This window comes from Streptomyces rhizoryzae (genome assembly GCF_023155275.1).
GTDB classification, from domain to species: Bacteria; Actinomycetota; Actinomycetes; order Streptomycetales; family Streptomycetaceae; genus Streptomyces; species Streptomyces rhizoryzae.
Map to the genome: position 1 here is coordinate 81,650 of NZ_JALMUV010000022.1, position 23,064 is coordinate 104,713.

Genomic DNA, 23,064 nt, shown 5'->3' on the forward strand with positions numbered 1-23,064 from the left:
CTACGCATCTCCTCCGGGGCGCGAGGCCCCTGTGGTGCGTCGTCAGTTCCGGCGCGGTCCGGGTTTCCGGTGCCTGTCCGGACTCCCGGTGCGATCCGGGCGACTGAGCCGGATGGGGGGACAGCCGGCCCGGCGTGTCGCGGGGGGCGGTCCGGATTCGATCGTGGCCAAGACCCACGGTCGGCGCGAGATCTGTGAGCCATGCAGGTGAACCGTGATCGAAGGTGCCGCGGGCCGGGCATGCGTTGCTCCATCTCCCGTACGCGCCGCTGGAGCTGGAGCCACGACATGAATCCCAAGGCCGAAGACCGCGTGCCGGTCCTCATCGTCGGCGGGTCCCTGGTGGGCCTGTCCGCCTCGCTGTTCCTGGGACGCCTGGGCGTCCCGCACCTCCTGGTCGAGAAGCACGCGGACACCTCGCGGCACCCCCGCGGACGGGGGAACAACGTCCGCACGATGGAGCTGTACCGGGTCGCCGGTGCCGAACGGCGGATCCGCGAGGCGGCCTCGGTGCTCGCCGACAACCACGGGATCCTCCAGGCCCGTTCGCTGACCGGCGACGACGCGGAGTGGCTGTTCCGGGAGATCGACCCGGGCGGCGGGCTGGCGCGGTTCAGCCCCAGCGGCTGGTGCCTGTGCAGCCAGAACGACCTGGAGCCGGTGCTGGTGCGGTGCGCCCGCGAACTCGGCGGCGACCTGCGGTTCGGCACCGAGCTGGAGTCGTTCGAGCAGGACGGCGACGGGGTGACCGCGGTGGTGCGGAACCGGGAGTCCGGGGAGCGCGGGACCGTCCGCGCCGACTACCTCATCGCCGCGGACGGTCCGCGCAGCCCGGTGCGGGAGCGGCTGGGCATCGGCCAGACGGGCCCCGGCGATCTCTTCCACAACGTCAGCATCACCTTCCGGGCGCCGGAGCTGGCCGACGCGGTCGGCGACCGCCGCTTCATCGCCTGCTACCTGACCAACCCGGAGGCCGACGGGGCGCTGCTGCCGGTCGACAACCGCGTGGAGTGGGTCTTCCACGCCCCCTGGCACCCCGACCGCGGCGAGACCCTGGAGGACTTCACCGACGAGCGGTGCATCGACCACATCCGGCGGGCAACGGGCTTGCCCGGCATGGCCGTTGAGATCACCGGCAAGGCGCCGTGGCACGCCGCGGAGCGGGTCGCCGAACGGTACTCCGCCGGGCGGGTCTTCCTGGCCGGCGACTCCGCCCACGAGATGTCGCCCACGGGGGCGTTCGGTTCCAACACCGGCATCCAGGACGCGCACAACCTCGCCTGGAAACTGGCCGCCGTCCTGGACGGGGCCGCGGACCCGGCGCTGCTGGACAGCTACGAGGAGGAGCGCCGCCCGGTGGCCGAGGCGACCAGCGCCCGCGCCTCGGCCCGGTCCGCCGAGCACAGCCACCCCGGCTACGTCCCGGCGCCCGGTGCCGGCGGCCGGCAGCGCGGGGTGCTGACCGTCGCCCTGGGCTACTGCTACCCGCGCGGCGCGGTCCTCGGCACCGACCCGGACCTGCCGGTGGTGCCCGAGCAGATGCGGCTGACCGGCGAGCCGGGCACCCGCGCCCCGCACCTGTGGCTGCGCGCGGAGGACGGCCGCCGCTCCACCCTGGACCTGTACGAGCGGTCGTTCGTCCTGCTGACCGGCACCGAGGAGGGCAAGTCCTGGCGGGCCGCGGCGGAGGCGGCGGCCGCCCACTGGTCGGCGCGGCTGGACCACTACCGCCTCGGCACCGGCGCGGACGCGGACCTGGTGCCCGAGGAGGGCGCCGACTGGGCGGAGGCGCACGGGACCGGGCCCGAGGGCGCGGTGCTGGTGCGGCCGGACGGTTTCGTGGCCTGGCGCGCGGAGGGCCGGGTGGCCGATCCGGAGGGCGCGCTGCGGGAGGTGCTGGGCGGTCTGCTGCGCCGCGCCTGACAGCGGCGGCCACCGGGTTCCGGGGCCGGCCGGGCGGAGTGCCGCCCGGCCGGCCCTGGAACGTATCTTCTGACCTTCACCGCCGCAGGGGGCATCTGGCGCCCGCACCGGCCCGGTCGGCGGCCCTGGGGCGGCGTTCTGGTGTTGAGTCCGGGCATGGACGCCAAGAAGACCCCGGGCCACGCCTTCCAGCGCATCTCGCTGCCGCACCAGCCGCCCCGGCTGCCGCCGCCCGTCGCGCGCCGCCGCATCGAGGAGGACACGCCGATCTTCGACCAGCTGCTCAAGGAGTGGCGGGCCGGGGCGCTGCGGCCGACGGTCACCTGGCCGGTCGACGAGCCCGGGAAGAGCAGACCGGGCGCGGTTGTTGGGGCCGATGACGGCCGTTCGCGGCCACGTACCCGTACCGAGGAGCCCGAGCATGAGTCTGTACGACATTCCGCTGCGCACCCTGACCGGTGAGCCCGCCTCCCTCGCCGACCACCGCGGCAAGGCCCTGCTGGTGGTCAACGTGGCGTCCAAGTGCGGGCTGACCCCGCAGTACGCCGGTCTGGAGCGGCTCCAGCAGCGGTACGCCGGCCGCGGGTTCAGCGTGCTGGGCTTCCCCAGCAACCAGTTCGCGGGCCAGGAGCCGGGCACGGCCGAGGAGATCGCCGCGTTCTGCTCGGCGACGTACGGCGTGAGCTTCCCGCTCTTCGAGAAGACCGACGTCAACGGCGAGCGGCAGCACCCGCTGTACGCCGAGCTGACCACGGTGCCGGACGCCGAGGGCACGGCCGGCGAGGTGCAGTGGAACTTCGAGAAATTCCTGCTGGGGCCCGACGGCGCGGTGGTCGGCCGGTTCCGGCCGCGTACCGAGCCGGAGGCCGCGGAGCTGATCGCGGCGATCGAGGCGGCGCTGCCGGCCTGACCCGCGGCGCCCCGGCGCGGATCGGGCCGGCGGGCGCCGCCGGCCCGGTCGGGCGGCAGCCGGGGGCCGCGGCCGGGCACGCGGCCGGGTGGTCAGCGGGCACGGTGGGGTGACGGGACCGGAATCCCTTGACCTGAAGATTGGTTTAGGTTCTAGGTTCTTTCGTGTCGCCGGCCCCTCACGGCGATCCCGTGATGACGACCCGGCACTCAGGAGGCCGCGATGGACATGGAAGTCACCGCCTGGCACGCGCTGCACAGTTCGATGACCGCCCAGCAGGGGAAGCGGCGCTTCTCCCGGGGCACACTGCGGCGGATAGCGGCCTTCGCCCGGCCGCACCGCCGGATGCTGGTGTGGTTCCTGCTGCTGAGCACCGTCACCGCGCTGCTCGCGGTGGCCACCCCGCTGCTCGCCGGGCGGGTGGTGGACGCGATCGTGGGCGGCCGCGCGGTCGCGCCGGTGCTGTGGCTGTCCGGGCTGATCGCCGCGATCGCGCTGGCCGAGGCGGGGCTGGGGCTGGTGACCCGCTGGCTGTCGGCGAGCATCGGCGAGGGGCTCATCCTCGACCTGCGCACCACCGTCTACGACCACGTGCAGCGGATGCCGATCGCCTTCTTCACCCGCACCCGCACCGGCGCCCTGGTCAGCCGGCTCAACAACGACGTGATCGGCGCCCAGCGGGCGTTCAGCGACACCCTGTCCGGGGTGGTCAGCAACATCGTCACACTGCTGCTCACGCTCGGTGTGATGCTCAGCCTGTCCTGGCAGATCACGCTGATCGCGCTGGTGCTGCTGCCGCTGTTCGTCCTGCCCGCCCGGATGGTGGGGCGGCGGCTGGCGGCGCTGCGGCGGGAGGGTGCGGACCACAACGCCGCGATGGGCACCCAGATGACCGAGCGGTTCTCGGCCCCCGGCGCCACCCTCGTCAAGCTGATGGGGCGGCCGTCCCGGGAGTCCGCGGAGTTCGCCGCCCGGGCCCGCCGGGTGCGCGACATCGGCGTCCGCTCGGCGATGGTGCAGACGTACTTCGTCACCGCGCTCACCCTGGTCTCCGCGCTGGCGCTGGCCGTGGTCTACGGGCTGGGCGGGTTCCTGGCGCTGCGCCACCAGCTGGAGGCCGGCGCGATCGTCTCCCTGGCCCTGCTGCTGACCCGGCTCTACGCCCCGCTGACCGCGCTGTCCGGTGCCCACATCGAGGTGATGAGCGCGCTGGTCAGCTTCGAGCGGGTCTTCGAGGTGCTGGATCTGGAACCGCTGATCACCGAGCAGCCGGACGCCCGGCCGGTCCCCGAGGGCCCGGTGACGGTGGAGTTCGACGACGTCCGCTTCGGTTATCCGGCCGCCGACAAGGTCTCGCTGGCCTCCCTGGAAGAGGTCGCCACCCTCGACACCCGGGGCGGTGAGGAGGTCCTGCACGGCATCTCGTTCCGCGCCGAGCCGGGCCAGATGGTCGCCCTGGTCGGTTCCTCGGGCGCCGGCAAGTCCACCATCGCCCAGCTGCTGCCGCGGCTGTACGACGCGGACGCCGGCGCGGTGCGGCTGTCCGGCGTGGACGTCCGCGAGCTGACCGCCGCCTCGCTGCGGGACACCCTGGGCATGGTCACCCAGGACGGCCACCTCTTCCACGACTCCATTCGGGAGAACCTCCTGCTGGCCCGCCCCGAGGCCGGGGACGACGAGCTGTGGGACGCACTGCGCCGGGCCCGGCTGGACGCGCTGATCGCCTCGCTGCCGGACGGGCTGGACACCGTCGTCGGCGAACGGGGCTACCGCCTCTCCGGCGGCGAGCGGCAGCGGCTGACCATCGCCCGGCTGCTGCTGGCCCACCCCCGGGTGGTGATCCTGGACGAGGCCACCGCCCACCTGGACAACACCTCGGAGGCGGCCGTCCAGGAAGCGCTCACCGAGGCGCTGGAAGGCCGGACCGCGCTGGTGATCGCACACCGGCTGTCGACCGTGCGGGCGGCCGACCTGATCCTCGTCCTCGAAGGCGGGCGGATCGTCGAGCGGGGCACGCACGAGACGCTGCTGGCGGCCGGCGGCCGGTACGCCGAGCTGTACCGCACGCAGTTCGCCGCCGCCCCGTCCGGTGCCGCGGACGCGGCGGACCCCGCGGCCGCCGAACCGACCCTGGTGAACTGAACCGCGCCCCTCGGCCGGCAGCACCGCTGCGGGTGCACGAGAAGTGGCGGGAGCCGGGCACGCCTGACCACCCTTGAGCGTGGCAAGAGATACCAGCGGGACAGGCCCGCACTCCGCGGCGCCGGCTCGACGGCAGGGAGCCCGCATGGACATACCGCTCGGCCACCGGACCCGGTGGACCGATTCCGCCTGGGCCCGCGGGCCGGCGGCCGCGCTCGCCGGCGCGCTGCCCGCCCTGGCCTTCCCCGCACCGTCCTGGTGGTGGCTGGCGTACGCCGCGCTGGTGCCGTGGCTGCTGCTGGTGCGGACGGCGGCCACCCCGCGCCGGGCGGCGCTGTACGGCTGGCTGGGCGGCGCCGGGTTCATGCTCGCGGTGCACCACTGGCTGCTGCCGAGCCTGCACGTCTTCATCCTGGTGCTGGCGCTGCTGCTGGGGGCGCTCTGGGCGCCGTGGGGAATGCTGGTGCGGGCGCTGCTGGGCGGGACGCCCGGTCCGGGGCGGGCCGCCGCCGCGCTGGTGCTGGTGCCGTCCGGCTGGCTGATGGTCGAACTGGTCCGGTCCTGGGAGTACTTGGGCGGTCCGTGGGGGCTGCTGGGGGCCAGCCAGTGGCCGGTGCCGCCCGCGCTGCGGCTGGCGTCGCTGGGCGGGGTGTGGCTGCTGAGCCTGCTGATCGTCGCGGTGAACACCGCGCTGGCCGGGCTGCTGGCCGTGCCCACCGCCCGCCGCCCCGCCGTCGCCGGGCTGCTGGTGTGCGCGCTGGCCGGTACCGCGGCCTGGCTGTGGGCACCGCTCCCCCGGCCCGCCGGATCGGTGCGGATCGCGGTCGTCCAGCCGGGCCCCGGCGGTACCCCGAGCGCCCGGCTGGCCCGCAGCGAGGCGCTGACGGCCGGCCTGGCGGGCCGCGGGGTGCGGCTGGTGGTCTGGGGCGAGAGCAGTCTCACCCAGGACCCGGCGGACCATCCGGCGCTCGCCGCCAGGATGGCCGCGCTGTCCCGGCGGACCGGCGCCGACCTGCTGGTCAACACCGACGCCCCGCGCTCCGACGGGTCGGGCATCTCCAAGAGCGCGGTGCTGATCGGCCCGCAGGGGCCGACCGGCCAGCGCTACGCCAAGATGCGGCTGGTGCCGTTCGGCGAGTACATACCGGCCCGGTCCGTCCTGGGCTGGGCGACGAAGGTGGGCAAGGCCGCCGCCAGCGACCGGCGGCGCGGCACCCGCCAGGTGGTGCTGCCGGTCCCCGCCGCGGGCGGGCTGCGGATCGGGCCGCTGGTGTGCTTCGAGACCGCGTTCCCGGACATGAGCCGCCATCTGGCCGGCGACGGCGCGCGGCTGCTGGTCGCCCAGTCCTCGACCGCGACGTTCCAGGACAGCTGGGCGCCCGCGCAGCACGCCTCGCTGGCCGCGCTGCGCGCCGCCGAGACCTGGCGCCCGATGGTGCACGCCACGCTCACCGGGATCAGCGCGGTCTACGGCCCGCGCGGCGAACCGGTCGGGCAGCGGCTGGGCACCGACCGCAGCGCGGCCGCCCTCTACGACGTGCCGCTGGCCCGCGGCACCAGCCCGTACACCCGGTGGGGCGACTGGGCGGTGTACGGGGCGGTCGCCGCGCTGGTCGCAGCCGGGTCGGTGGCGGCGGGGCGGGCCGTCACCTCGCGGCCTGCGCGAGGGCGTCGGTGACCACCCGTTCGCACAGCTCGTGGGTGCGCAGCGCGTCCCGCGCCGACGGCCGCCGCCCGGCCCGGACGTCGTCCAGGAAGGCCAGGACGACCTGCTCGATGCCGCGCTGGCGGGCCACCGGCTCCCAGTCGCCGCGGCGGCGGATGCGGGGGCCGCCGTCGTGGTCGATGACCTCGGCGAGGTTGACGACCTGGCGCCGGGCGTCCTGGCCGGAGACGTCCAGCAGCTCCTCCACGGAGCCGCTGCGGCGGTTCATGGTGCCCAGGGCGGTGAAGCCGTCGCCGGCCAGCTGGAGGACGACGTGGTCCATCAGCCCGTCCCGGACCCGGGCCCGCACGGCCACGTGCTCGATCTCGCCCGGCGCGAGGAACCGCAGGGTGTCCACGACGTGGATGAAGTCGTCCAGCACCATCGTGCGCGGGTCCTCGGGCAGCCCGGTGCGGTTCTTCTGCATCAGGATCAGCTCGCGCGGGTGCTCCCGGCACGCGGCGTACCCGGGCGCGTACCGGCGGTTGAAGCCGACGGCCAGGCCCACTCCGCGGTGCTCGGCGAGGTCGACGATGCGCTGGGTGTCGGCGAGTTCGTAGGCGATCGGCTTGTCCACGTAGGTGGGCACCCCGGCCTCGACGAGCCGGGTGACGATCTCCGGGTGGGCGACGGTGGCGGCATGCACGAAGGCGGCGTCCGGGCGGGCGGCGAGCAGCGCGTCCAGGTCGGCGTGGAGCTGCCGGGCGGGCAGCCGGCAGCTGGCCCCGGCCGCCCGCAGCCGCTCCGGGTCGCGGGTCTGGAGGTGCAGCTCGATCCCCGGGAGCGCGCCCAGGACGGGCAGGTACGCCTTCCGCGCGATGTCTCCGAGTCCGATGCAGCCGATCTTCACCCGACGCCTCCCCTGGCTCCGCGGTCCCGGCGCCCGCGTTCCGGGGCACCGTGACCGCAGCCTACGGGGCGCGGCGCGGCCGGCGGCCGGGGAGGGCGGGCGGGGGACGGCCTGCGGGCCGGGCACCGGGCGTCCGGGATGGGTGGACGGCCGGGCCGCGCGGGTGCCCGCTAGCGGAACGGCCCCGCCGCCCCCTCGATCCGGAGTTCCAGGCGCTCGATGGCGTCGGTGAGGCGGCGGCGGTACTCGCCGTCGGCGAGGGCGCGGATCGAGGCGCGGGCCCGCCGGAGCTGGGCGCGGGCATCGGCCGGGCGGTCGAGTCCGGCGTAGTCGGCGGCGAGGTCGAGGTGGAGGGCGGGGAAGAAGGCCCGCAGCGCGGCGAGCGGCTGGCGGGCGCCGGGACCGCCGGCGGGCGGCGCGGCGGCCGGACCGCCGCCCGGGGCGCCGGAGCGCGCGGGCCGGTCCGTGACGAAGCGCTCCGCCGCCTCCAGAGCGCGCAGGTCCCAGTACAGCTCGTCGCGCGGATCGTCCTGGGTGTCGGCCATGTAGTGCGCGAGGGCGCAGCGGTGGAAGGCGTCCCCGCGCGGGCCGATCTCCTGCCACAGCGCGGCGAGGCGGTTGCGGGCCTCCTCGCGGTCCCCCGCGCGGTGCAGCATGATCGCCTGGCCGATCCGGGTCAGCACCCCGTCCTCGTGCTCCGCCTGCCGGACCTGCTCCGCCACCGCGCACTCCCCGTTCTCACCGACACCACACTGGCTCCTCCCGACGCTAACCGCCGGGGGGACGCCGCGCGCGGTGTGCGCGGCGCGCCGGGCACGGCCGGTCAGCCCAGGTCGGGGATGCGCCAGTCGATCGGGGTGTGGCCCTGGGCGGCGATCGCCTCGTTTATCCGGGTGAAGGGGCGGGAGCCGAAGAACTTCTTCGCGGACAGCGGGGAGGGGTGCGCACCCTGGACCACCGCGTGCCGCTCGGTGTCGATCAGCGGCAGCTTCTTCTTGGCGTAGTTGCCCCAGAGGACGAAGACGGCCGGGTCGGGGCGCTCGGCGACCGCGCGGATCACCGCGTCGGTGACCTTCTCCCAGCCCTTGCCCTTGTGGGAGTTGGCCTCGCCGCCGCGGACGGTGAGCACGGCGTTGAGCAGCAGGACGCCCTGCTGCGCCCACGGCATGAGGTAGCCGTTGTCGGGGACCGGGTGGCCCAGCTCCTCCTTCATCTCCTTGTAGATGTTGCGCAGCGACGGCGGGGTCTTGACGCCGGGCTGGACCGAGAAGCACAGGCCGTGGCCCTGGCCGGGGCCGTGGTACGGGTCCTGGCCGAGGATGAGGACCTTGACCTGCTCGTACGGCGTGGCCTCCAGCGCCGCGAAGACCTGCTCCCGGGGCGGGTAGACCGGACCGGCGGCCCGCTCCTGCTCGACGAAGTCGATCAGCTCCGTGAAGTACGGCTTCGCCAGCTCCTCGCCCAGGACCCCGCGCCAGGACTCGGGCAGCATGTCGGTGACCACGTCAACAACCTCCGGTGTGCGTTGCGTTCTCCTCAAGAACCTACCGGCGACCACTGACAGTCCCCGCCACGGGCCGTCCCCGGCCCCCGCCGGAGCGCTCCCGGCCCGCGCACCGCGCCCGTACGCGGCCGCCCCGCCCCTCACGCGGTGTCGCCCCGCCCCCTCACGCGGTGTCCAGCCGCGCCCGCTGGTACGGGTCCAGGACGACGTCCAGCGCGGCCAGGCACTCGTCGAGCTGGGCCACGGAGCTGACCCCGAGCACCGGCACCACCGGCACCTCGCCCCCCATCATCCAGGCCAGCACCACCTGGTTCGCGGTCGCCCCGCACTCCGCGGCGACCTCCGCCAGCACCCGCATCCGGATCACCGAGCCCGGGTGGTCGTAGCGCTCGGGGAGCGGCCGGTCCGGACGGGCGTAGCCGCCCGCCATCAGGGGCGAGTGGCCGAGCAGGGTCAGCTCGGGGTGCGCGGCCGCGTAGTCGAGCAGTTCCTCGTCGGCGTCCCGCTGGAGGCCGGCCGGCGGCTCCGGGCGCGGCCGCAGGTAGGTGTGCCGCTGCTGGACGGCGCGGAAGCCGGGCAGGCCGAGGCAGGCGGCGGTCTGCCGGGCCTCGGCCAGCCGCCAGGTCGCGTGGTTGCTCAGCCCGAGCGCCCCCACCCGGCCGTCCCGGACGAAGCCGGCCAGCGTCCCGACGGTCTCCGCGAGCGGCACGGTGCGGTCCTCGGCGTGCGCGGAGTACAGGTCCACCCGCTCCGTGCCCAGCCGCCGCAGACTGCCCTCCAGGGCGGTGCGCAGGGCGCGGGCGCCCAGGCCCTCGGCGTTCGCCGGCCAGTGGGGGCCGCGGGCCGGATCGGGCCGGGCGCCGCCCTTGGTGGCGACCACCGTGCGGTCCGCGGCGCGGCGGCTGCGCAGCCAGCGCCCGACCACCCGCTCGCTCTCCCCGCCGGTCGCGCCGGGCACCCAGCAGGCGAAGTTGTCGGCGGTGTCGAGGAAGGTGCCGCCGGCCTCGGCGAAGCGGTCCAGGACGGCGCATGCGGTCCGCTCGTCCACGGTGGTGCCGAACGTCATCGTGCCCAGGCAGACGGCGCTGATCCGCGGCCCGTCGCCGCCGAGCGTCCGGTAGTGCATGGCTTCTCCCCTGGCAGGTCCGCGGACGCGGAACGGTGCCGGCCCCCGGCGGGACCGGCACCGCGGACTCTGCCTCTTGAAGCGCACACGAAGGCAAATCCGGGGGCCGCCGGAACCGGCCGCCCCCGGTGCCGTCACACCCCGGCTTTGAGGAACAGCCCCCCGTCCACGACGAGCGTCTGCCCGGTCACCCAGCCGGCCGCGTCGGACAGCAGGAACGCCGCGGCCCCGCCGATGTCCTCCGGGACGCCCAGCCGCGCCATCGGGTAACCGGCCGCCGCCTCCGCCTCGCGGTTCTCGTAGAGCGCGGCGGCGAACTTGGTCTTGACGACCGCGGGCGCGATGGAGTTCACCCGCACCACCGGCGCGAACTCGTGCGCCAGCTGGAGCGAGAGGTTGACCATCGCGGCCTTGCTCATCCCGTAGGCGCCGATGAACGGCGAGGGGGCGACCCCGGCGATCGAGGCGATGTTGACGATCGCGCCGCCGTTGTCCTTCTGCCAGGCGTGCCAGACCTTCTGCGCGAAGCCCAGCGCGGAGACGACGTTGGTCTCGAAGACCTTGCGCGCCACGTTGAGGTCGAGGTCGGCCATCGGTCCGAACACCGGGTTGGTCCCGGCGTTGTTGACGAGGTAGTCGATCCGCCCGAAGGTCTCCATCGCCCGCTCGACGGTGGCGGCCTGCTGCGCCTCGTCGTGGGCCTTGCCGGCGACGGTGAGCACCCGGTCGGGGCCCAGTGCCGCGGCGGCCTCCTTGAGGGCGTCCTCGTTGCGGCCGGTGATGACGACCCGGTCGCCGCGGGCGATCAGCGCCTCGGCGATGCCGTAGCCGATCCCGCGGCTGGCGCCGGTGATCAGCGCCACCTTGCCGGAGAGCGCCGGCCGGCCGCCGTCCTGCCCGGCTGCGCCGCGGTCCGTCCCGTCCTGCTCGGTCATGTCCCGTTCTCCTGCTCGTCGGTTCCTGCGGTGCACGTGCCCGCGGCGGGCCCCGGCGGAGTGCCGGGGCCGGTGGCCGGTCCTCCGGCGGTCAGCAGAGCGGGCCGCCGGCCACGTACAGGACCTGGCCGGAGACGAAGCCGGCCGCCTCGCCGGTGAAGAAGGCGATGGCGTTGGCGATGTCGTCGGGGTTGCCGACGCGCTGGACCGGGATCTGGGTGGCGGCCGCCGCCTTGAAGTCCTCGAACTCCATCCCGACCCGGGCGGCGGTGGCGGCGGTCATGTCGGTGGCGATGAAGCCCGGCGCGACGGCGTTCGCGGTGATGCCGAACTTGCCGAGCTCGATGGCGAGGGTCTTGGTGAAGCCCTGCAAACCGGCCTTGGCGGCCGCGTAGTTGACCTGGCCGCGGTTGCCCAGCGCCGAGCTGGAGGAGAGGTTGACGATGCGCCCGAACGCGGCGTCCACCATGTGCTTCTGACAGGCCCGGGACATCAGGAACGCGCCGCGCAGGTGCACGTTCATGACCGTGTCCCAGTCACTGTCGCTCATCTTGAACAGCAGGTTGTCGCGGAGCACCCCGGCGTTGTTGACGAGCACGGTCGGCGCGCCCAGTTCGCGCGCGACCCGCTCGACCGCGGCCGCCACCTGGTCGCTGTCGGAGACGTCGCAGCCGATCGCGACGGCCTTGCCGCCGGCCGCGGTGATCTTCTCGACGGTGTCCTTGCAGGCCGTCTCGTCGAGGTCGAGTACGGCGACGGCGCGGCCCTCGGCGGCCAGGCGGACGGCGGTGGCCGCGCCGATGCCGCGAGCGGCACCGGTCACGATGGCGACACGCTGCTCGGTGGTGGACATGCGGGTTCTCCTCACCCTCGATCGTCGAAACCTCGGACCCACGTCTGGCGGCCGCTCCCGATCCAGGTGAGCAACCGCTTAGTAGCCTCAGCAGCCCAGACGCTAGAAGCCCAGCCACCCCCTGTCAACGCCCCACCACACCCCGGCACGCCACTCTCCCGCTCCTCCAACGGGACGGCAGCGGAACGGGAAGGGGGCGGGCCCCGCAGAACCCGCCCCGACCGCTACCGCGCACACCGACGCCCCAGCCGCCCCCTCGGAGCACACCCTCCTGGGGCCGACCCCGCCCCGCGCCCCTCCCCTCCCGCTCAGCGGACCAGCAGCTCCAGCAGCCGCTCCGCCTCAACCGTCGGGTCGGCGGTCAGCCCCGTGTGGACCGGGCCCGGCTGGACGATGGTGCTGCGCGGCGCGATCAGCCACCGGAACCGCTGCCCCGGGTCCTCCCCCGCCGCCTGGCCGGCGCTCGCACCGCCCTCGCAGATGCCCTCCACGGCGCGCAGGGCCGCCCGCACGCCCGCCACGTCCACCGCGGGGTCCAGCGCCAGCAGCCGCGCCTCGTCCAGATACGTCCGGGCCTCCACGAACCGCCGCGCGCGGCAGTAGACCACCACGCCCGCATTGATCATCTCGCCGCGCTCGACCCGCGGTACGACCTTCAGGAGCGCGTACTCGAAGACGTCGCGCCCGTTGTGCAGTCCGCTCACTTCACGGCCCTCCGCGGCAGCTTGGCGGCCAGCCACGCCGGCGCCTGGGAAGGCTTGTCCTTCGTCGGCTCCCCCAGGATGACCTGGTCGCTGATGGTCCGCGCCCGCGCCAGCAGCGTCCGCACGTACGCCTGGCGCAGCGCGTCCGGCGAGTCGAAACCGGGCTCGTCGGCCAGCCACGCGTCCGGCACCAGGGCCGCGACCTCCGCCAGCAGCTCCTCGGTGATCCGCGGCGCGAGCTCCTCCGCCGCGGCCGCGACATCCGGTCCGAACGTCGCCAGCGCGTGGTCGGAGGCGTTGTACGGCCGGGCCGCGGACTTCTCCGCGGTGGGCCAGTTGTGGTGCCAGATCATCGCCGCGCCGTGGTCGATCAGCCACAACTCCCCGTGCCAGACCAGCAGGTTGGGGTTGCGCCAGGACCGGTCCACGTTGTTGATCAACGCGTCGAACCACACCACCCGGCCCGCCTCCCGGGCACCCACCTCGAAGGCGAGCGGGTCGAACCCCAGCGACCCCGGCAGGTAGTCCATCCCGAGGTTGAGACCGCCGCTGGCCTTGAGCAGCTCCTGCACCTCCTGGTCCGGCTCGCTCAGCCCGATGACCGGATCCAGCTGCATCCGCACCAGCTCCGGCACCCGCAACCCGAGCCGGCGCCCCAGCTCCCCGCAGATCACCTCCGCGACCAGCGTCTTCCGGCCCTGCCCCGCACCGGTGAACTTCATGATGTACGTCCCGAGATCGTCCCCCTCGACGATCCCCGGCAGCGACCCACCCTCACGCAACGGCGTGACATAGCGGGTCGCAATCACCTCTCTCAACACTTTCCCAGCCTCCACGGGCCACTTTCCTTAGTTTCGCAGGTCGGGCAGAAATCGGTGTTCCCCGGGGAATCCCCTGTTCATTCCCCCGGGGGAATCCGGGGAGAGCCTGCCGGCACTCAGCCTCGCCCCACGCCCCCCAGAAGCCCGTCAAGGGCGCTTCAGCCCTTGCTCCCGGGCTTCCGGCATGAAGTGAGCATAGTAACCGAGAGTGATCGCCGGAGAGGAGTGTCCGAGCCACTGGGCGACGGTCACCGCAGACTCTCCTGCCTCCAGCAAGACGGAGGCATAGCCAAGACGGAGGCATAGCTGGGACGCAGCACGTGGAAGCCGTCCTTCGGCGCCGCCTCCCACTGCCACCGCTTCGCCCCCTCGGCACGCGGCGGAATGATGCCGGCCTCGGGCTCCCCCCAGGGAAGCTCCACCTCCACCGGAGGGAACTCCTCGAAGTGACGCTTCCACTCGTCAGCAACCGACGAAGGCATGTCGACGACGCGGGTCTTCGAAGTTGAGCGGAGTCTGACTGCAAGCGGCCTGCCGCATCGTCACGGGCGGTGAGGCTTGGGCGAGTTGGGTCTGGGGCCCCTGGATGCAGGAAGCCCGTGGTCGTGGGCGATCATGACTGTTCTCTACGCAGCTTGATCACCTGGACACACGAGCTCGGACAACAATACGACGTTGCTGCTCGACCTCGACGGCCTGGCCGTTGCGAAGGTCGAGCGGCTCACGGACGGCACCCGGCGGGTGCACCTGACCACCGCGGACGAGGCCGCGCGGGCCTGCCCCTCCTGCGGGGTGTTCGCCGTACGCGTCAAGGGCTTCGTGCAGACCCGGCCACGGGATCTGCCCTACGGCGAGCGGAAGCTGGAGTTGGTGTGGCGCAAGCGCCGCTGGTACTGCACCGAGCCGACCTGCCCGCGCCGGACCTTCACCGAGCGGGTGCGCCAGGTCCCGGCCGGGGCCCGGATCACCACCCGGCTGCGGTGGCGGCCGGGCGGCGGGTGCGCGACGCGGGTTCCACGGTCGTCCAGGCGGCCCGGGACCTGTGCCTGTCCTGGCCCACGGTGATGGACGCCGTCCGCGCCGCCGGAAAGGAAGTCACCGCAGCGGCACCGAAGCCCGTCGAGGTGCTCGGCATCGACGAGACCCGCCGGGGCCGCATGCAGTGGCGCCAGAACGCGGAGACCGGCCGGTGGGAACCCGTGGCAGACCGGCTGGCACACCGGCTTCGTGGACGCCTTCGGCACCCAGGGCCTGCTCGGGCAGGTCGAGGGCCGCGCTCCCTCGGACGTGCTGGCCTGGCTCGCCACCACCCCGCTGGAATGGCGCCGGCAGATCCGCTGCGTCGCGATCGACATGTCCCCCGGCTACCGAGCCGCGATCCGCACCGGGCTGCCCCACGCCACGATCGTGGTCGATCACTTCCACGTGGTCCAGCTCGCCGACAAGATGCTCAACACCGTCCGCAGGCGGATCACCGCCACCCTGCGGGGCCGGCGTGGACGGGCCTGCGACCCAGAGTGGAAGGCCAGGCGCCGACTGCTGCGCAACCGCGAGGACCTCACCGACGCCCGGTTCAGCACGATGTGGAACGCGCTGCTCGACGCCGGGACCGTCGGGATGACGCTGCTGACCGCCTGGATCGCCAAGGAGGAGCTGCGGGATCTGCTCGCCTGCACCGACGCCGGCCACCACCACGTCGGCCACCTGCGGTGGAAGTTCCTGACCTGGTGCGCCGACTCCGAGATCCCCTAAGTCCGCCAACTGGCCACCACAGTGGACCGCTGGTGGCCGGAGATCGCCGCGTTCATCGCCACCGGTCACAGCAATGCCAAGAGCGAAGGGATCAAACGCGTGATCAAGCTCGTCGCCCGCGCCGCCCACGGCTTCCGCAATTCCACCAACCAACGCCTACGCACACGCTGCGTCACTACCCGCCGAGCCCGCGGGCACCTCCACCCCGCCTAAATTCGAAGACCCCCTTTGACAGGGCCCCTTGAATTCCCCAGTTGTATTTGGCTTCCCCTGCCGATTCAGCAGCCAGCTCTGGTGCCGTGAAGGCGAGAGCCATGCCTGGCGAGGGCCAACACCGCGGCGGTGCAGGAGAAGCCGATCAGTGCGCCGAGGGTGTTGTTGGTGAGGTCATTGATGTCGGCGGTGCGTCCTGATCGGGTCAGGTACTGGGTGACCTCGATGGCGAGGGAGCCGAGGAACCCGAAGAGAGCGGCCTGGTACCAGCGCACCGGGAGCAGAGCGAGCAGGAGGCCGCCGGGGGCAAACATGAGCACGTTCAGCACGGCGTCCTTGATGTCTGCCGCGTTGGTCAGGTCCAGTGGCTTCAGATTGAGGGCCTGGCCGCCGCCGGAGGGGGTTCCGAAGGTGCCGTAGACGACGCCGGCTGCCCAGAACCACAGCAGCCCGAGCGCGACCCGCTGCGACATCTGCCGAGGAGTTCTGCGCCAGGTGGTGACCATATAGAGGGCTACACCACCCAGAACGCCGATGAGGAAAGCGACCAGGAAGAACATGGCGGGATGCTAGCAGCCGGTCATAAGAAATCTGTTTACCCGACGAAGGGGCGGCCGAAGCCTTCCTTGATGTCGCTTTGGACGGGCTGCCGTGCGGGGAATCAGAGCGAGCGTGTCCGTCCCCGCCCAAGCAGAGGTGGGGAGATTCGCGGCTCTGGTCGACATTGCGTGAGGGCCGTGATCGCAGCAGGACGCGGGTGCGGAGGAGCTGGATCGTACCGGGGCCGCACATCTGTCGTTTGATCGCCTTACACGGTTGATGTGGCCTTCGACTGCGCCGGAGTCGGCAAGCTCCAGCGCTGCACCACACGACGACGCGCCTGCGCGGAGTTCTTTCTCCAGCTCGCCACCGCCGTCATCACCGTCCGCAGCTCATCCGTCGGGCCTGGTACACCCATCACTGGGACACCCGTCCCCGCTCGCCCCGTATCCAATGACCTCCTGGGGCTGGGCACAGCGGAAACCGCTGTCTCGTCACCGGGCCCACCGCGTCGTCTACGCGGGCAGGCGGACGTTGCTGGCGCGCACGGCCCACGGATCGCCGTCCGCGCTCAGTTTCCCGGTTTCCACCAGGGTCGCCACCCGCCAGAACAGGGGGAGGTCCGCAACATTGTTCTCGGACATCACGTCGCCGACCACGCGGTGGATGGGCTGCCACCCGGGCGAGGCCGCCTGTAGCAGCTGGGCATCGAAGTGTTGGGCGGGCGCCGAGGCCAGGCCAGCGGCGGTGACGACACGGAAGACCGCATCCTCTTCCCTCAGCCGCTGCCAGCGCTGCCTGCTGCTCGCGCGCCGCTCCTCGTTGCACGGCTGCGCGGTCTCCAGACGGGACTTCAGCTCGTTGGGGTCAAGGGCAGAAACCGCCGGCACCGGCGGGTATGCGACTTCGACGATGTCAAAGGGCCGCTCACCCAGCCGTTCGGCCACTGCCAGAAAGAAGGCTGACTCACTGGCCGAATGCGAGCCGAACCACACCACGATGCGGTCGTCGGCGGCATCCAACGCGTGCCAGAACTCTGCGCCGCCGTCATCGTCACCGACGTCGGGCCACCCCGTCATGGCCAGGAGTGTCTCCCACCACTGCCTCCGGCCCGCCGGATCAGCGGAAGCGATCGGTCCCCAGCTGAGGTCGTCCGGAAACGCCAGAACCCGGGCACCGGCATCTTCACCGAGTCGCAGAGCCACACGCAGCGACCCCGCCGCGGAAACACCAGGAACCACATGCAGTACGGACATGAAGGAAGTATCGCAGCAACACGAAACCGGCAGCCACCTTCATGATCAATGCGGAACGCCCGTCAAGCGCCAGAATCACCGTGCTCATTGGCCTACTGGCGGACGCTCTAATTCAGTGTGTCGTTACTGAGTTTGTAGGCGTGGTGTCGCGGGGGCTGACAGGTGGTGGTCGTCGCGGTACTTCATGTTCATGGGGTATCCGCAGGGTGGGGCCTGACTGCTGAACGGCGCGCGTTTCGCGAGTGTCTCCGCATGGAGGCGGCCGAGAGGTTCGCCGGTGGGCGGAGCAATGGTGTGATCGCCGACGAGTTACGGGTCGGCGTGCGGTCGGTGCCGCGATGGTGCCGTTCGTGGTGGGACGGCGGGCGGGCCGCCTTGCAGTCGAAGGGCTCTGCGAGCCGTCCGAAGCTGAGCGAGGCACTGTTCGCCGTGCGGGAGCAGGAGTTGGCCAAAGGGCCTGTTGCCCACGGCTGGCCGGACCAGATCTGGACTCTGGAGCGAATCAGAACGCTCATCGGCCGGTGGTTCCACACGACCCTCACCCTTTCAGGCATCGCCCAGATGCTTCGGCGGCACGGGTGGAGCCACCAGGTCCCCTCCCGGCGCGCGGCCGAACGCGAGGGGCAGGCGGTGGCCGGCTGGGTGAAGGAGACCTGGCCAACCGCAAGAAGACCGCGGCGGCGAGGGGGGCCTGGCTGGTCTTCGAAGACAAAGCCGGGTTCTCCATGACGCCGCCGACCTCCCGCACCTGGTCCAAACGCGGACACACACCTGTCGTCCGGGCGCGAGGGCGTTCTCAGCGTCGCTTCTCGGTCGTGGGGCCCGGTGGAGGGGGAGGTGATCTCGTTTCTCGGGGTGAGTGAGGGTGAGTCGGCCGAAGCCGTGGGAGATCAGTGACGAGCTGTGGGCGGTGATTGAACCGTTGTTGCCCGGGCACGAACGTCGCTACCGGTATCCGGGCCGGAAACGGATCGACGACCGCAGGACGCTGCACGGTGTGCTGTTCGTGCTCTACACAGGGATCCAGTGGGCGGGCCTGGGCCGCGTCCGCCGGGTCGCCGAATCCGCCATCGCCCACCTCCACGGCCCCGCCGCCTACGCATCCGCCGGGAAGCACGCGACGACATCCACGATGCCTTCCTCCCACTCGCCCACAGCATGACGCTCGCACGCAGACTCCCAGCTTCCTGAAAGGACTTCTTAGAGCTGGCTTGTGCAGAGTCAAGCGGTACAGGACAGACGGAACCAGACGCAGCAGGCCCGCGATCCGCGCAGGTCCCCATCGGCGCAGCACACGGACCTTGATGATCCGCCGCTCGGTGCGGGTCGGGGTCCGCCGTGGGCTGGCATGCGGGCGGCTGGACCGGTCGGCCATGCCCGCCTCGCCGTGCTGCCGGTAGCGGTCGGTCCATCGCCTGGCCGTGCTCACGGAGACCTGGAAGCGTTCCGCGGCCCGCCGCAGGGGCCAGTGGTCGTCCACGACGCAGCGAGCCAGCCGCGGTCGTCCGGTCTCGGCCAGAGGCGCATTACGGTGGGGCACGAGGGCCTTTCTGGTCGCCGGTGCAGATCTCGCAATCCACACCGAGTCAGAAGGCCCTCACCCATTTCAAGATCACACGTCAGTGATCGCTGTCACCAACCTCCGTGGACAGCACACCTAGTCAGCTCCGTGACCAGCAGTTACCGGCTCTCAGCCGATGACGACTTCCTCCTCGGAGATGATGCGTCCAAAGGCGTTCACGTCGATGAAGTTCTCGTGATCTGGGTCGACATTCTTCAGGAAGTTCTCGCAGAAGTAGAACGCGTTGAGGTCGTCCATCGTGTCGAACCACGCCTCAACCACCGAGTCATAGTCCGGCTCGGGATAGTTCGGGGCGGGGACGGGATAAGACACCACGAATCGGCGGATGTACTGCTCCGCCTCCGGGATGGACATGAGCAGCGGCCGGTGAATGTTCCGCTGATAGTGGGTGAACTCGTCATGAGTCATACCCTCGCGACGCTTCAATGCGATGACCATTTTGATCATGACGCCTATCTCTTTCTGGTTGATAAGGTGCAATTCGTCGGCCCGATATCACGGGCCGCGGGATGCTGTGCGCGCCGGGACCGGTTGGATGCGCGCCACCGTTAACAGCAGGCCCACGCCGGCGGGCATGGAGGTGTGGGTGATCCGTGCGTTGTTCGTGGCAGCAAGCCTGCGCTCGGCCGCGGAGCCGATCCAGGCACCAGCGGTGCCTGGATCGGCTCCGCGGCCGGACGCACACTGGAGGTATGGACAGACGAGAGCTGGCTGGCTTCCTGCGCAGCAGGCGCGAGCGCATCGCGCCCGCCGACGTGGGCCTGCCCGCCGGGCCGCGCCGCCGCACACCGGGGCTGCGCCGCGAAGAGGTGGCGCATCTGGCGTTCATCTCAACCGAGTACTACACGCGGCTGGAGCAGGCCCGCGGCCCGCGTCCGTCGCGCGAGGTACTCGCTGGCCTAGCCCGAGCTCTGCGCCTGTCGGACGCCGAGCGCGACCACCTGCACCACCTCGCCGGCGCGCCGCCCGGCCCGCCGGCCGGGCCCTCACGTGAAGTGCCGCGGAGCATCCTCGACCTGCTACGGCGGCTGCCGCACACCGCGGCGATCGTGCTCTCCGCGACCTACGAGGTGATCGCCTGGAACGACCTGGCCGCCGCCCTCCTAGAGGACTTCTCCCCTCTGCCCCGGCACGAGCGCAACCTCGTGCGCCGTGCCTACCTCGCACCGCCATCGCGGGAGCGGCTGCTGTACGACCCGTTCGACGCGGAGGCGTTCGCCCGCGCGGCAGCCCGGCGTCTGCGGGCCACCGCCGCCCGCTACCCCGACGACCCCGAGGTGGCCCAGCTGGTTGGTGCCCTCCTCTCCGGCAGTGCGGAGTTCGCCCGGTTGTGGGCCGCCCACGACGTGCACCCCGAGCCCACCCTGCGCAAGACCGTCAACCACCCACTGATCGGCCCCATTGCCCTCACCTGTGACCTCCTCGACATCACCGACCAGGACCAACAGCTCGTGCTCTATACGGTCGAGCCGGGTTCTCCCGCAGAGGAGGCGCTACGGCTACTTTCCGTGATTGGCACGCAGCGTATGGACGTGCCCGGTTGAGGAGTCCGGCCTCGCGACTGGTTGGACTGGTGAGCTCGCGTGTGCAGGGGTCGCGTGGCGTCGCCGACCGCTCCGCGTCCCGCAGGGTCGGGGTGTCCTCGTGGAAGGCGTCGGCGGGCAGCTGGGAGAGCACCCGGGCCATCGCCGCCTCCACCTGTTCGCGCAGATACGCCTCGTGGTCGTTGACGGCGAGCAGCGCCCGCGCGGTGTCCTTGATCCGCCACACCACCAGGACGACGACCTGGAGCTGGATGCCCTCCGCATCCACGGCGGCCATCGGTTCGCTGCGCCAGTGCCGCAGCCGGACGTCCACCCGGCGGCGCAGCACGGGCCCGCGCCCCGTGCTGCGGCCGGGAAGCCGCGCCGTCCCATCGGGTTGATCCAGACAAGTCCGGTGCGCCGCACGCTGCCCCGGTACTGTCCGAACAGACTGAGCACCCAGGCACTGCCGGCCCGTCCCCGGGCGATCCCGCCGACCGCGAGCAGGGCCACGGCTCCGCCGCCTCCGACCAGCGCCCACTCCCACAGCCGCACGGGGCCGTGGTCCGGGGCGAGCGGCAGGCCCACGGCGCGTACCGCCCGGGCGGGGAGGAGGCCGTGCCACCAGAGCACGGCCGCGCAGCAGGCCAGAACCAGGACGGCGAGGAGGGGGGCCGCCCAGCCGGAGAACGAGCGCCCGCGCCGTTCCACCAGACCGGGGTCGGCGGAGGGGACGCGGCGCTGCGCGGGGTTCTCGCCGGCGCGGTGGGGGCGGGGGCGGGGAGGGGGCGCGGCCGCCGGGCGCTTCTTCGGGCGGCGGGCGGCCGGAGCGATTCCGGCGTCGGCGGGGGCCGGTGGCGGAGCGGACGGAGCGGGACGGGCCTGAGCCAGGGCGGACGGGGCCACGGCCGATGATCTTGCGCCTTCCACGAGATCCTCACAGATCACCGCGCGCGCCGGACCCGCTGAAGGTCCGCAACCGCCGGGACTTCCGGCCCCTCGGGCCGCCGCGGCCGGCGGCGCACGGCAACGGGCGGCGGCAGGCCCCGGTGGGGTCCGCCGCCGCCCGTGACGGCGGTTGGTGGGTGGGTTCAGCTGTCGGCGTGGGCCGGCCACAGGTCGGGGCCGAAGACCTCGTAGCGGATGCGGCGGGCGGGCACGCCGGCGCAGCGGGCGCTGAGCGGGCCCGTCGCGGGGTGACGGGACGATGCCCCGTCCTTGCCTCACCGTCCTCAGCCGCGAAAGCCGACAGGACCGAACACCTCTATCACGCCACATCCCGAACAGCCCGATATGCCCAGCGGTTTGGCGGGAGAAAAAGAACTACGCCGTACCCCTTTCCAACAGACTTCCACAAGTTCTAACGTAAGCACCCATCAGTGACAGGTGCACGTCCCCACCCCCTCTCACGAAGACGGAGGACGCGAACCATGCGCGTTCAGTTACACACCACCCGCCGGCGGAACCAACCGAGAATCGTCGGGGCGCTGTCCGCCGCGCTGCTGTGTACGGCCGGGGTGACCGCCCTTCCCGCCTCGGCGAGCACGCCCCCCGTCCCGGGCGCCGGCGGACCCGTTCACACCAGCGCCACCGCGGACGCCGGCCGCGCACCCCGGCTCCCCAACGGGCTCGCCAAGACGCCCCCGATGGGCTTCAACAACTGGAACTCCACGCACTGCCGGGCGGACTTCAACGAGGACATGGTCAAAGGCATCGCCGATCTGTTCCTGTCCAAGGGACTCAAGGGCGCCGGCTACCGGTACGTCAATCTCGACGACTGCTGGGCGAGGCCCGCGCGCGACGAAAACGGCAAGCTCGTACCGGATCCGCAGCGCTTCCCGCACGGCATCAAGGCGGTCGCCGACTATGTGCACTCCAAGGGCCTGAAATTCGGCATCTACACCAGCGCCGGCACCAAGACCTGCGACCGGGAAGGATTCCCCGGCGGCCTCGGCCATGAGCGGTCCGACGCCCAGCAGTTCGCCGACTGGGGCGTGGACTACCTCAAGTACGACAACTGCAACAACCAGGGCGTGGACGCCCAGCAGCGGTACCGCACCATGAGGGACGCCCTGAAGGCCACCGGGCGGCCAATCGTCTACAGCATCTGCGAATGGGGCGAGAACAAACCCTGGGAGTGGGCGTCGGCGGTAGGACATCTGTGGCGTACCACCGGGGACATCAGCGACTCCTGGTCGAGCATGCTCGCTATCGCCAAGCAGAACCTGCCGCTGGCGCAGTACGCCGGCCCCGGACACTGGAACGACCCGGACATGCTGGAGGTCGGCAACGGCGGGATGACCGACACCGAGTACCGCAGTCACTTCTCCCTGTGGTCGATGATGTCCGCGCCGCTGCTGATCGGTACGGATCTGCGCAAGGCCACCCCGGAAACCTTCCAGATCCTGACCAACAACGACGTCATCGCGCTCGACCAGGACCCCCTGGGCAAGCAGGCCACCGTTCTCAAGTCCGAGGCCGGCCGCTGGATTCTGGTCAAGCAACTGGCCGACGGCTCCCGGGCGGTGGCGCTGTTCAACGAGACCGACGAGCCGCAGCAGATCTCCACCACCGCCCAGGACGCGGGCCTCCCGCAGGCCGGCAACTACCGGCTGCGCGACCTGTGGCAGCACCACAACACGCACACCACCGGCACCATATCCGCGACCGTGCCCGCTCATGGCACCGCTGTCTACCGGGTCACCGCCCTCAAGGGCGGCCGCTG

Annotated in this window: 19 protein-coding genes and 5 pseudogenes; 11 read left to right on the plus strand and 13 right to left on the minus strand. The window is 72.2% G+C overall.

The features are described 5' to 3' along the window. Positions 1-288 precede the first annotated feature (288 nt). The 5 genes from MUU72_RS18990 to lnt all read left to right on the plus strand — a co-directional run bounded on the left by MUU72_RS18990 (position 289) and on the right by lnt (position 6,653). A complete protein-coding gene (locus tag MUU72_RS18990; protein WP_248014510.1) occupies positions 289-1,923 on the plus strand; it encodes an FAD-dependent oxidoreductase in 1,635 nt (544 codons plus the stop codon). Positions 1,924-2,079: 156 nt separating this feature from the next. Next, positions 2,080-2,385, plus strand: coding sequence for a hypothetical protein (locus MUU72_RS18995; RefSeq protein ID WP_248014511.1), 306 nt, complete (start codon positions 2,080-2,082; stop codon positions 2,383-2,385). Beyond that, positions 2,345-2,833, plus strand: coding sequence for a glutathione peroxidase (locus MUU72_RS19000; RefSeq protein WP_248014512.1), 489 nt, complete (start codon positions 2,345-2,347; stop codon positions 2,831-2,833). Before MUU72_RS18995 ends, MUU72_RS19000 begins: the two co-directional genes overlap by 41 nt. A gap of 222 nt (positions 2,834-3,055) precedes the next feature. Beyond that, positions 3,056-4,975, plus strand: a complete 1,920-nt coding sequence (locus MUU72_RS19005; RefSeq protein WP_248014513.1) for an ABC transporter ATP-binding protein — start codon at positions 3,056-3,058, stop codon at positions 4,973-4,975. Positions 4,976-5,120: 145 nt separating this feature from the next. Then, entirely contained in the window at positions 5,121-6,653 is a 1,533-nt protein-coding gene (gene lnt, locus MUU72_RS19010; RefSeq protein WP_248014514.1) for an apolipoprotein N-acyltransferase, read from the plus strand. On the opposite strand, the gene MUU72_RS19015 is transcribed toward lnt, so the two are convergent. The 8 genes from MUU72_RS19015 to MUU72_RS19050 all read right to left on the minus strand — a co-directional run bounded on the left by MUU72_RS19015 (position 6,622) and on the right by MUU72_RS19050 (position 13,473). Beyond that, positions 6,622-7,530: a Gfo/Idh/MocA family protein gene (locus MUU72_RS19015; protein ID WP_248014515.1), complete on the minus strand. Its 909-nt coding sequence runs from the start codon at positions 7,528-7,530 to the stop codon at positions 6,622-6,624. The two genes, lnt and MUU72_RS19015, sit on opposite strands and share 32 nt — an antisense overlap. 170 nt (positions 7,531-7,700) lie before the next feature. Further along, positions 7,701-8,252 carry a hypothetical protein gene (locus MUU72_RS19020; RefSeq protein ID WP_372503202.1) on the minus strand — a complete coding sequence of 184 codons (552 nt, stop codon included), beginning with the start codon at positions 8,250-8,252 and terminating at the stop codon, positions 7,701-7,703. Positions 8,253-8,353: 101 nt separating this feature from the next. Then, positions 8,354-9,022: a uracil-DNA glycosylase gene (locus tag MUU72_RS19025; protein ID WP_248014542.1), complete on the minus strand. Its 669-nt coding sequence runs from the start codon at positions 9,020-9,022 to the stop codon at positions 8,354-8,356. A gap of 175 nt (positions 9,023-9,197) precedes the next feature. Further along, on the minus strand, positions 9,198-10,160 hold the full coding sequence (locus MUU72_RS19030; RefSeq protein ID WP_248014516.1) for an aldo/keto reductase: 963 nt from the start codon (positions 10,158-10,160) through the stop codon (positions 9,198-9,200). Positions 10,161-10,294: 134 nt separating this feature from the next. After that, entirely contained in the window at positions 10,295-11,095 is an 801-nt protein-coding gene (locus tag MUU72_RS19035) for an SDR family oxidoreductase (protein ID WP_248014517.1), read from the minus strand. Positions 11,096-11,186: 91 nt separating this feature from the next. After that, a complete protein-coding gene (fabG, locus tag MUU72_RS19040; RefSeq protein ID WP_248014518.1) occupies positions 11,187-11,948 on the minus strand; it encodes a 3-oxoacyl-ACP reductase FabG in 762 nt (253 codons plus the stop codon). A gap of 308 nt (positions 11,949-12,256) precedes the next feature. Next, a complete protein-coding gene (locus MUU72_RS19045) occupies positions 12,257-12,652 on the minus strand; it encodes a DUF3037 domain-containing protein (protein ID WP_248014519.1) in 396 nt (131 codons plus the stop codon). Further along, positions 12,649-13,473, minus strand: coding sequence for a HipA family kinase (locus MUU72_RS19050; protein ID WP_248014520.1), 825 nt, complete (start codon positions 13,471-13,473; stop codon positions 12,649-12,651). Before MUU72_RS19050 ends, MUU72_RS19045 begins: the two co-directional genes overlap by 4 nt. A 675-nt stretch (positions 13,474-14,148) precedes the next feature. Here MUU72_RS19050 and MUU72_RS19055 point away from each other — a divergent pair. Next, positions 14,149-14,538: a transposase family protein gene (locus MUU72_RS19055; RefSeq protein WP_248014521.1), complete on the plus strand. Its 390-nt coding sequence runs from the start codon at positions 14,149-14,151 to the stop codon at positions 14,536-14,538. Between the two features lie 162 nt (positions 14,539-14,700). Continuing rightward, positions 14,701-15,438, plus strand: a pseudogene (locus MUU72_RS19060) (ISL3 family transposase). A gap of 65 nt (positions 15,439-15,503) precedes the next feature. On the opposite strand, the gene MUU72_RS19065 reads toward MUU72_RS19060, so the two are convergent. Together MUU72_RS19065 and MUU72_RS19075 are read right to left on the minus strand one after the other, a co-directional pair. After that, positions 15,504-15,998 (minus strand): VanZ family protein, encoded by a 495-nt coding sequence (locus MUU72_RS19065; protein ID WP_248014522.1) that lies wholly within the window; start codon positions 15,996-15,998, stop codon positions 15,504-15,506. Positions 15,999-16,493: 495 nt separating this feature from the next. Further along, the gene (locus MUU72_RS19075) at positions 16,494-17,234 is read right to left on the minus strand and encodes a DUF1835 domain-containing protein (protein ID WP_248014523.1); all 741 of its coding nucleotides are present in this window, start codon (positions 17,232-17,234) and stop codon (positions 16,494-16,496) included. 190 nt (positions 17,235-17,424) lie between these two features. Between MUU72_RS19075 and MUU72_RS19080 the strand changes: the two are divergent. Continuing rightward, positions 17,425-18,049 (plus strand): annotated as a pseudogene (locus MUU72_RS19080) (helix-turn-helix domain-containing protein); the annotation flags it as partial. A gap of 50 nt (positions 18,050-18,099) precedes the next feature. Next, a pseudogene (locus tag MUU72_RS35890) lies at positions 18,100-18,264 on the plus strand (transposase); the annotation flags it as partial. Between the two features lie 192 nt (positions 18,265-18,456). On the opposite strand, the pseudogene MUU72_RS19095 reads toward MUU72_RS35890, so the two are convergent. Together MUU72_RS19095 and MUU72_RS19100 are read right to left on the minus strand one after the other, a co-directional pair. Next, positions 18,457-18,774 (minus strand): annotated as a pseudogene (locus tag MUU72_RS19095) (leucine zipper domain-containing protein); the annotation flags it as partial. 150 nt (positions 18,775-18,924) lie between these two features. Then, positions 18,925-19,263, minus strand: coding sequence for an EthD domain-containing protein (locus MUU72_RS19100; RefSeq protein ID WP_248014525.1), 339 nt, complete (start codon positions 19,261-19,263; stop codon positions 18,925-18,927). Positions 19,264-19,508: 245 nt separating this feature from the next. Here MUU72_RS19100 and MUU72_RS19105 point away from each other — a divergent pair, with 245 nt between their 5' ends. Further along, entirely contained in the window at positions 19,509-20,360 is an 852-nt protein-coding gene (locus tag MUU72_RS19105; RefSeq protein ID WP_248014526.1) for a helix-turn-helix transcriptional regulator, read from the plus strand. Here MUU72_RS19105 and MUU72_RS35895 read toward each other — a convergent pair. Next, positions 20,245-20,637 (minus strand): SPFH domain-containing protein, encoded by a 393-nt coding sequence (locus MUU72_RS35895; RefSeq protein ID WP_372503205.1) that lies wholly within the window; start codon positions 20,635-20,637, stop codon positions 20,245-20,247. The two genes, MUU72_RS19105 and MUU72_RS35895, sit on opposite strands and share 116 nt — an antisense overlap. Before the next feature lie 1,132 nt (positions 20,638-21,769). Between MUU72_RS35895 and MUU72_RS19115 the strand changes: the two are divergent. After that, positions 21,770-23,047, plus strand: a pseudogene (locus tag MUU72_RS19115) (glycoside hydrolase family 27 protein); the annotation flags it as partial. Positions 23,048-23,064 lie beyond the last annotated feature (17 nt).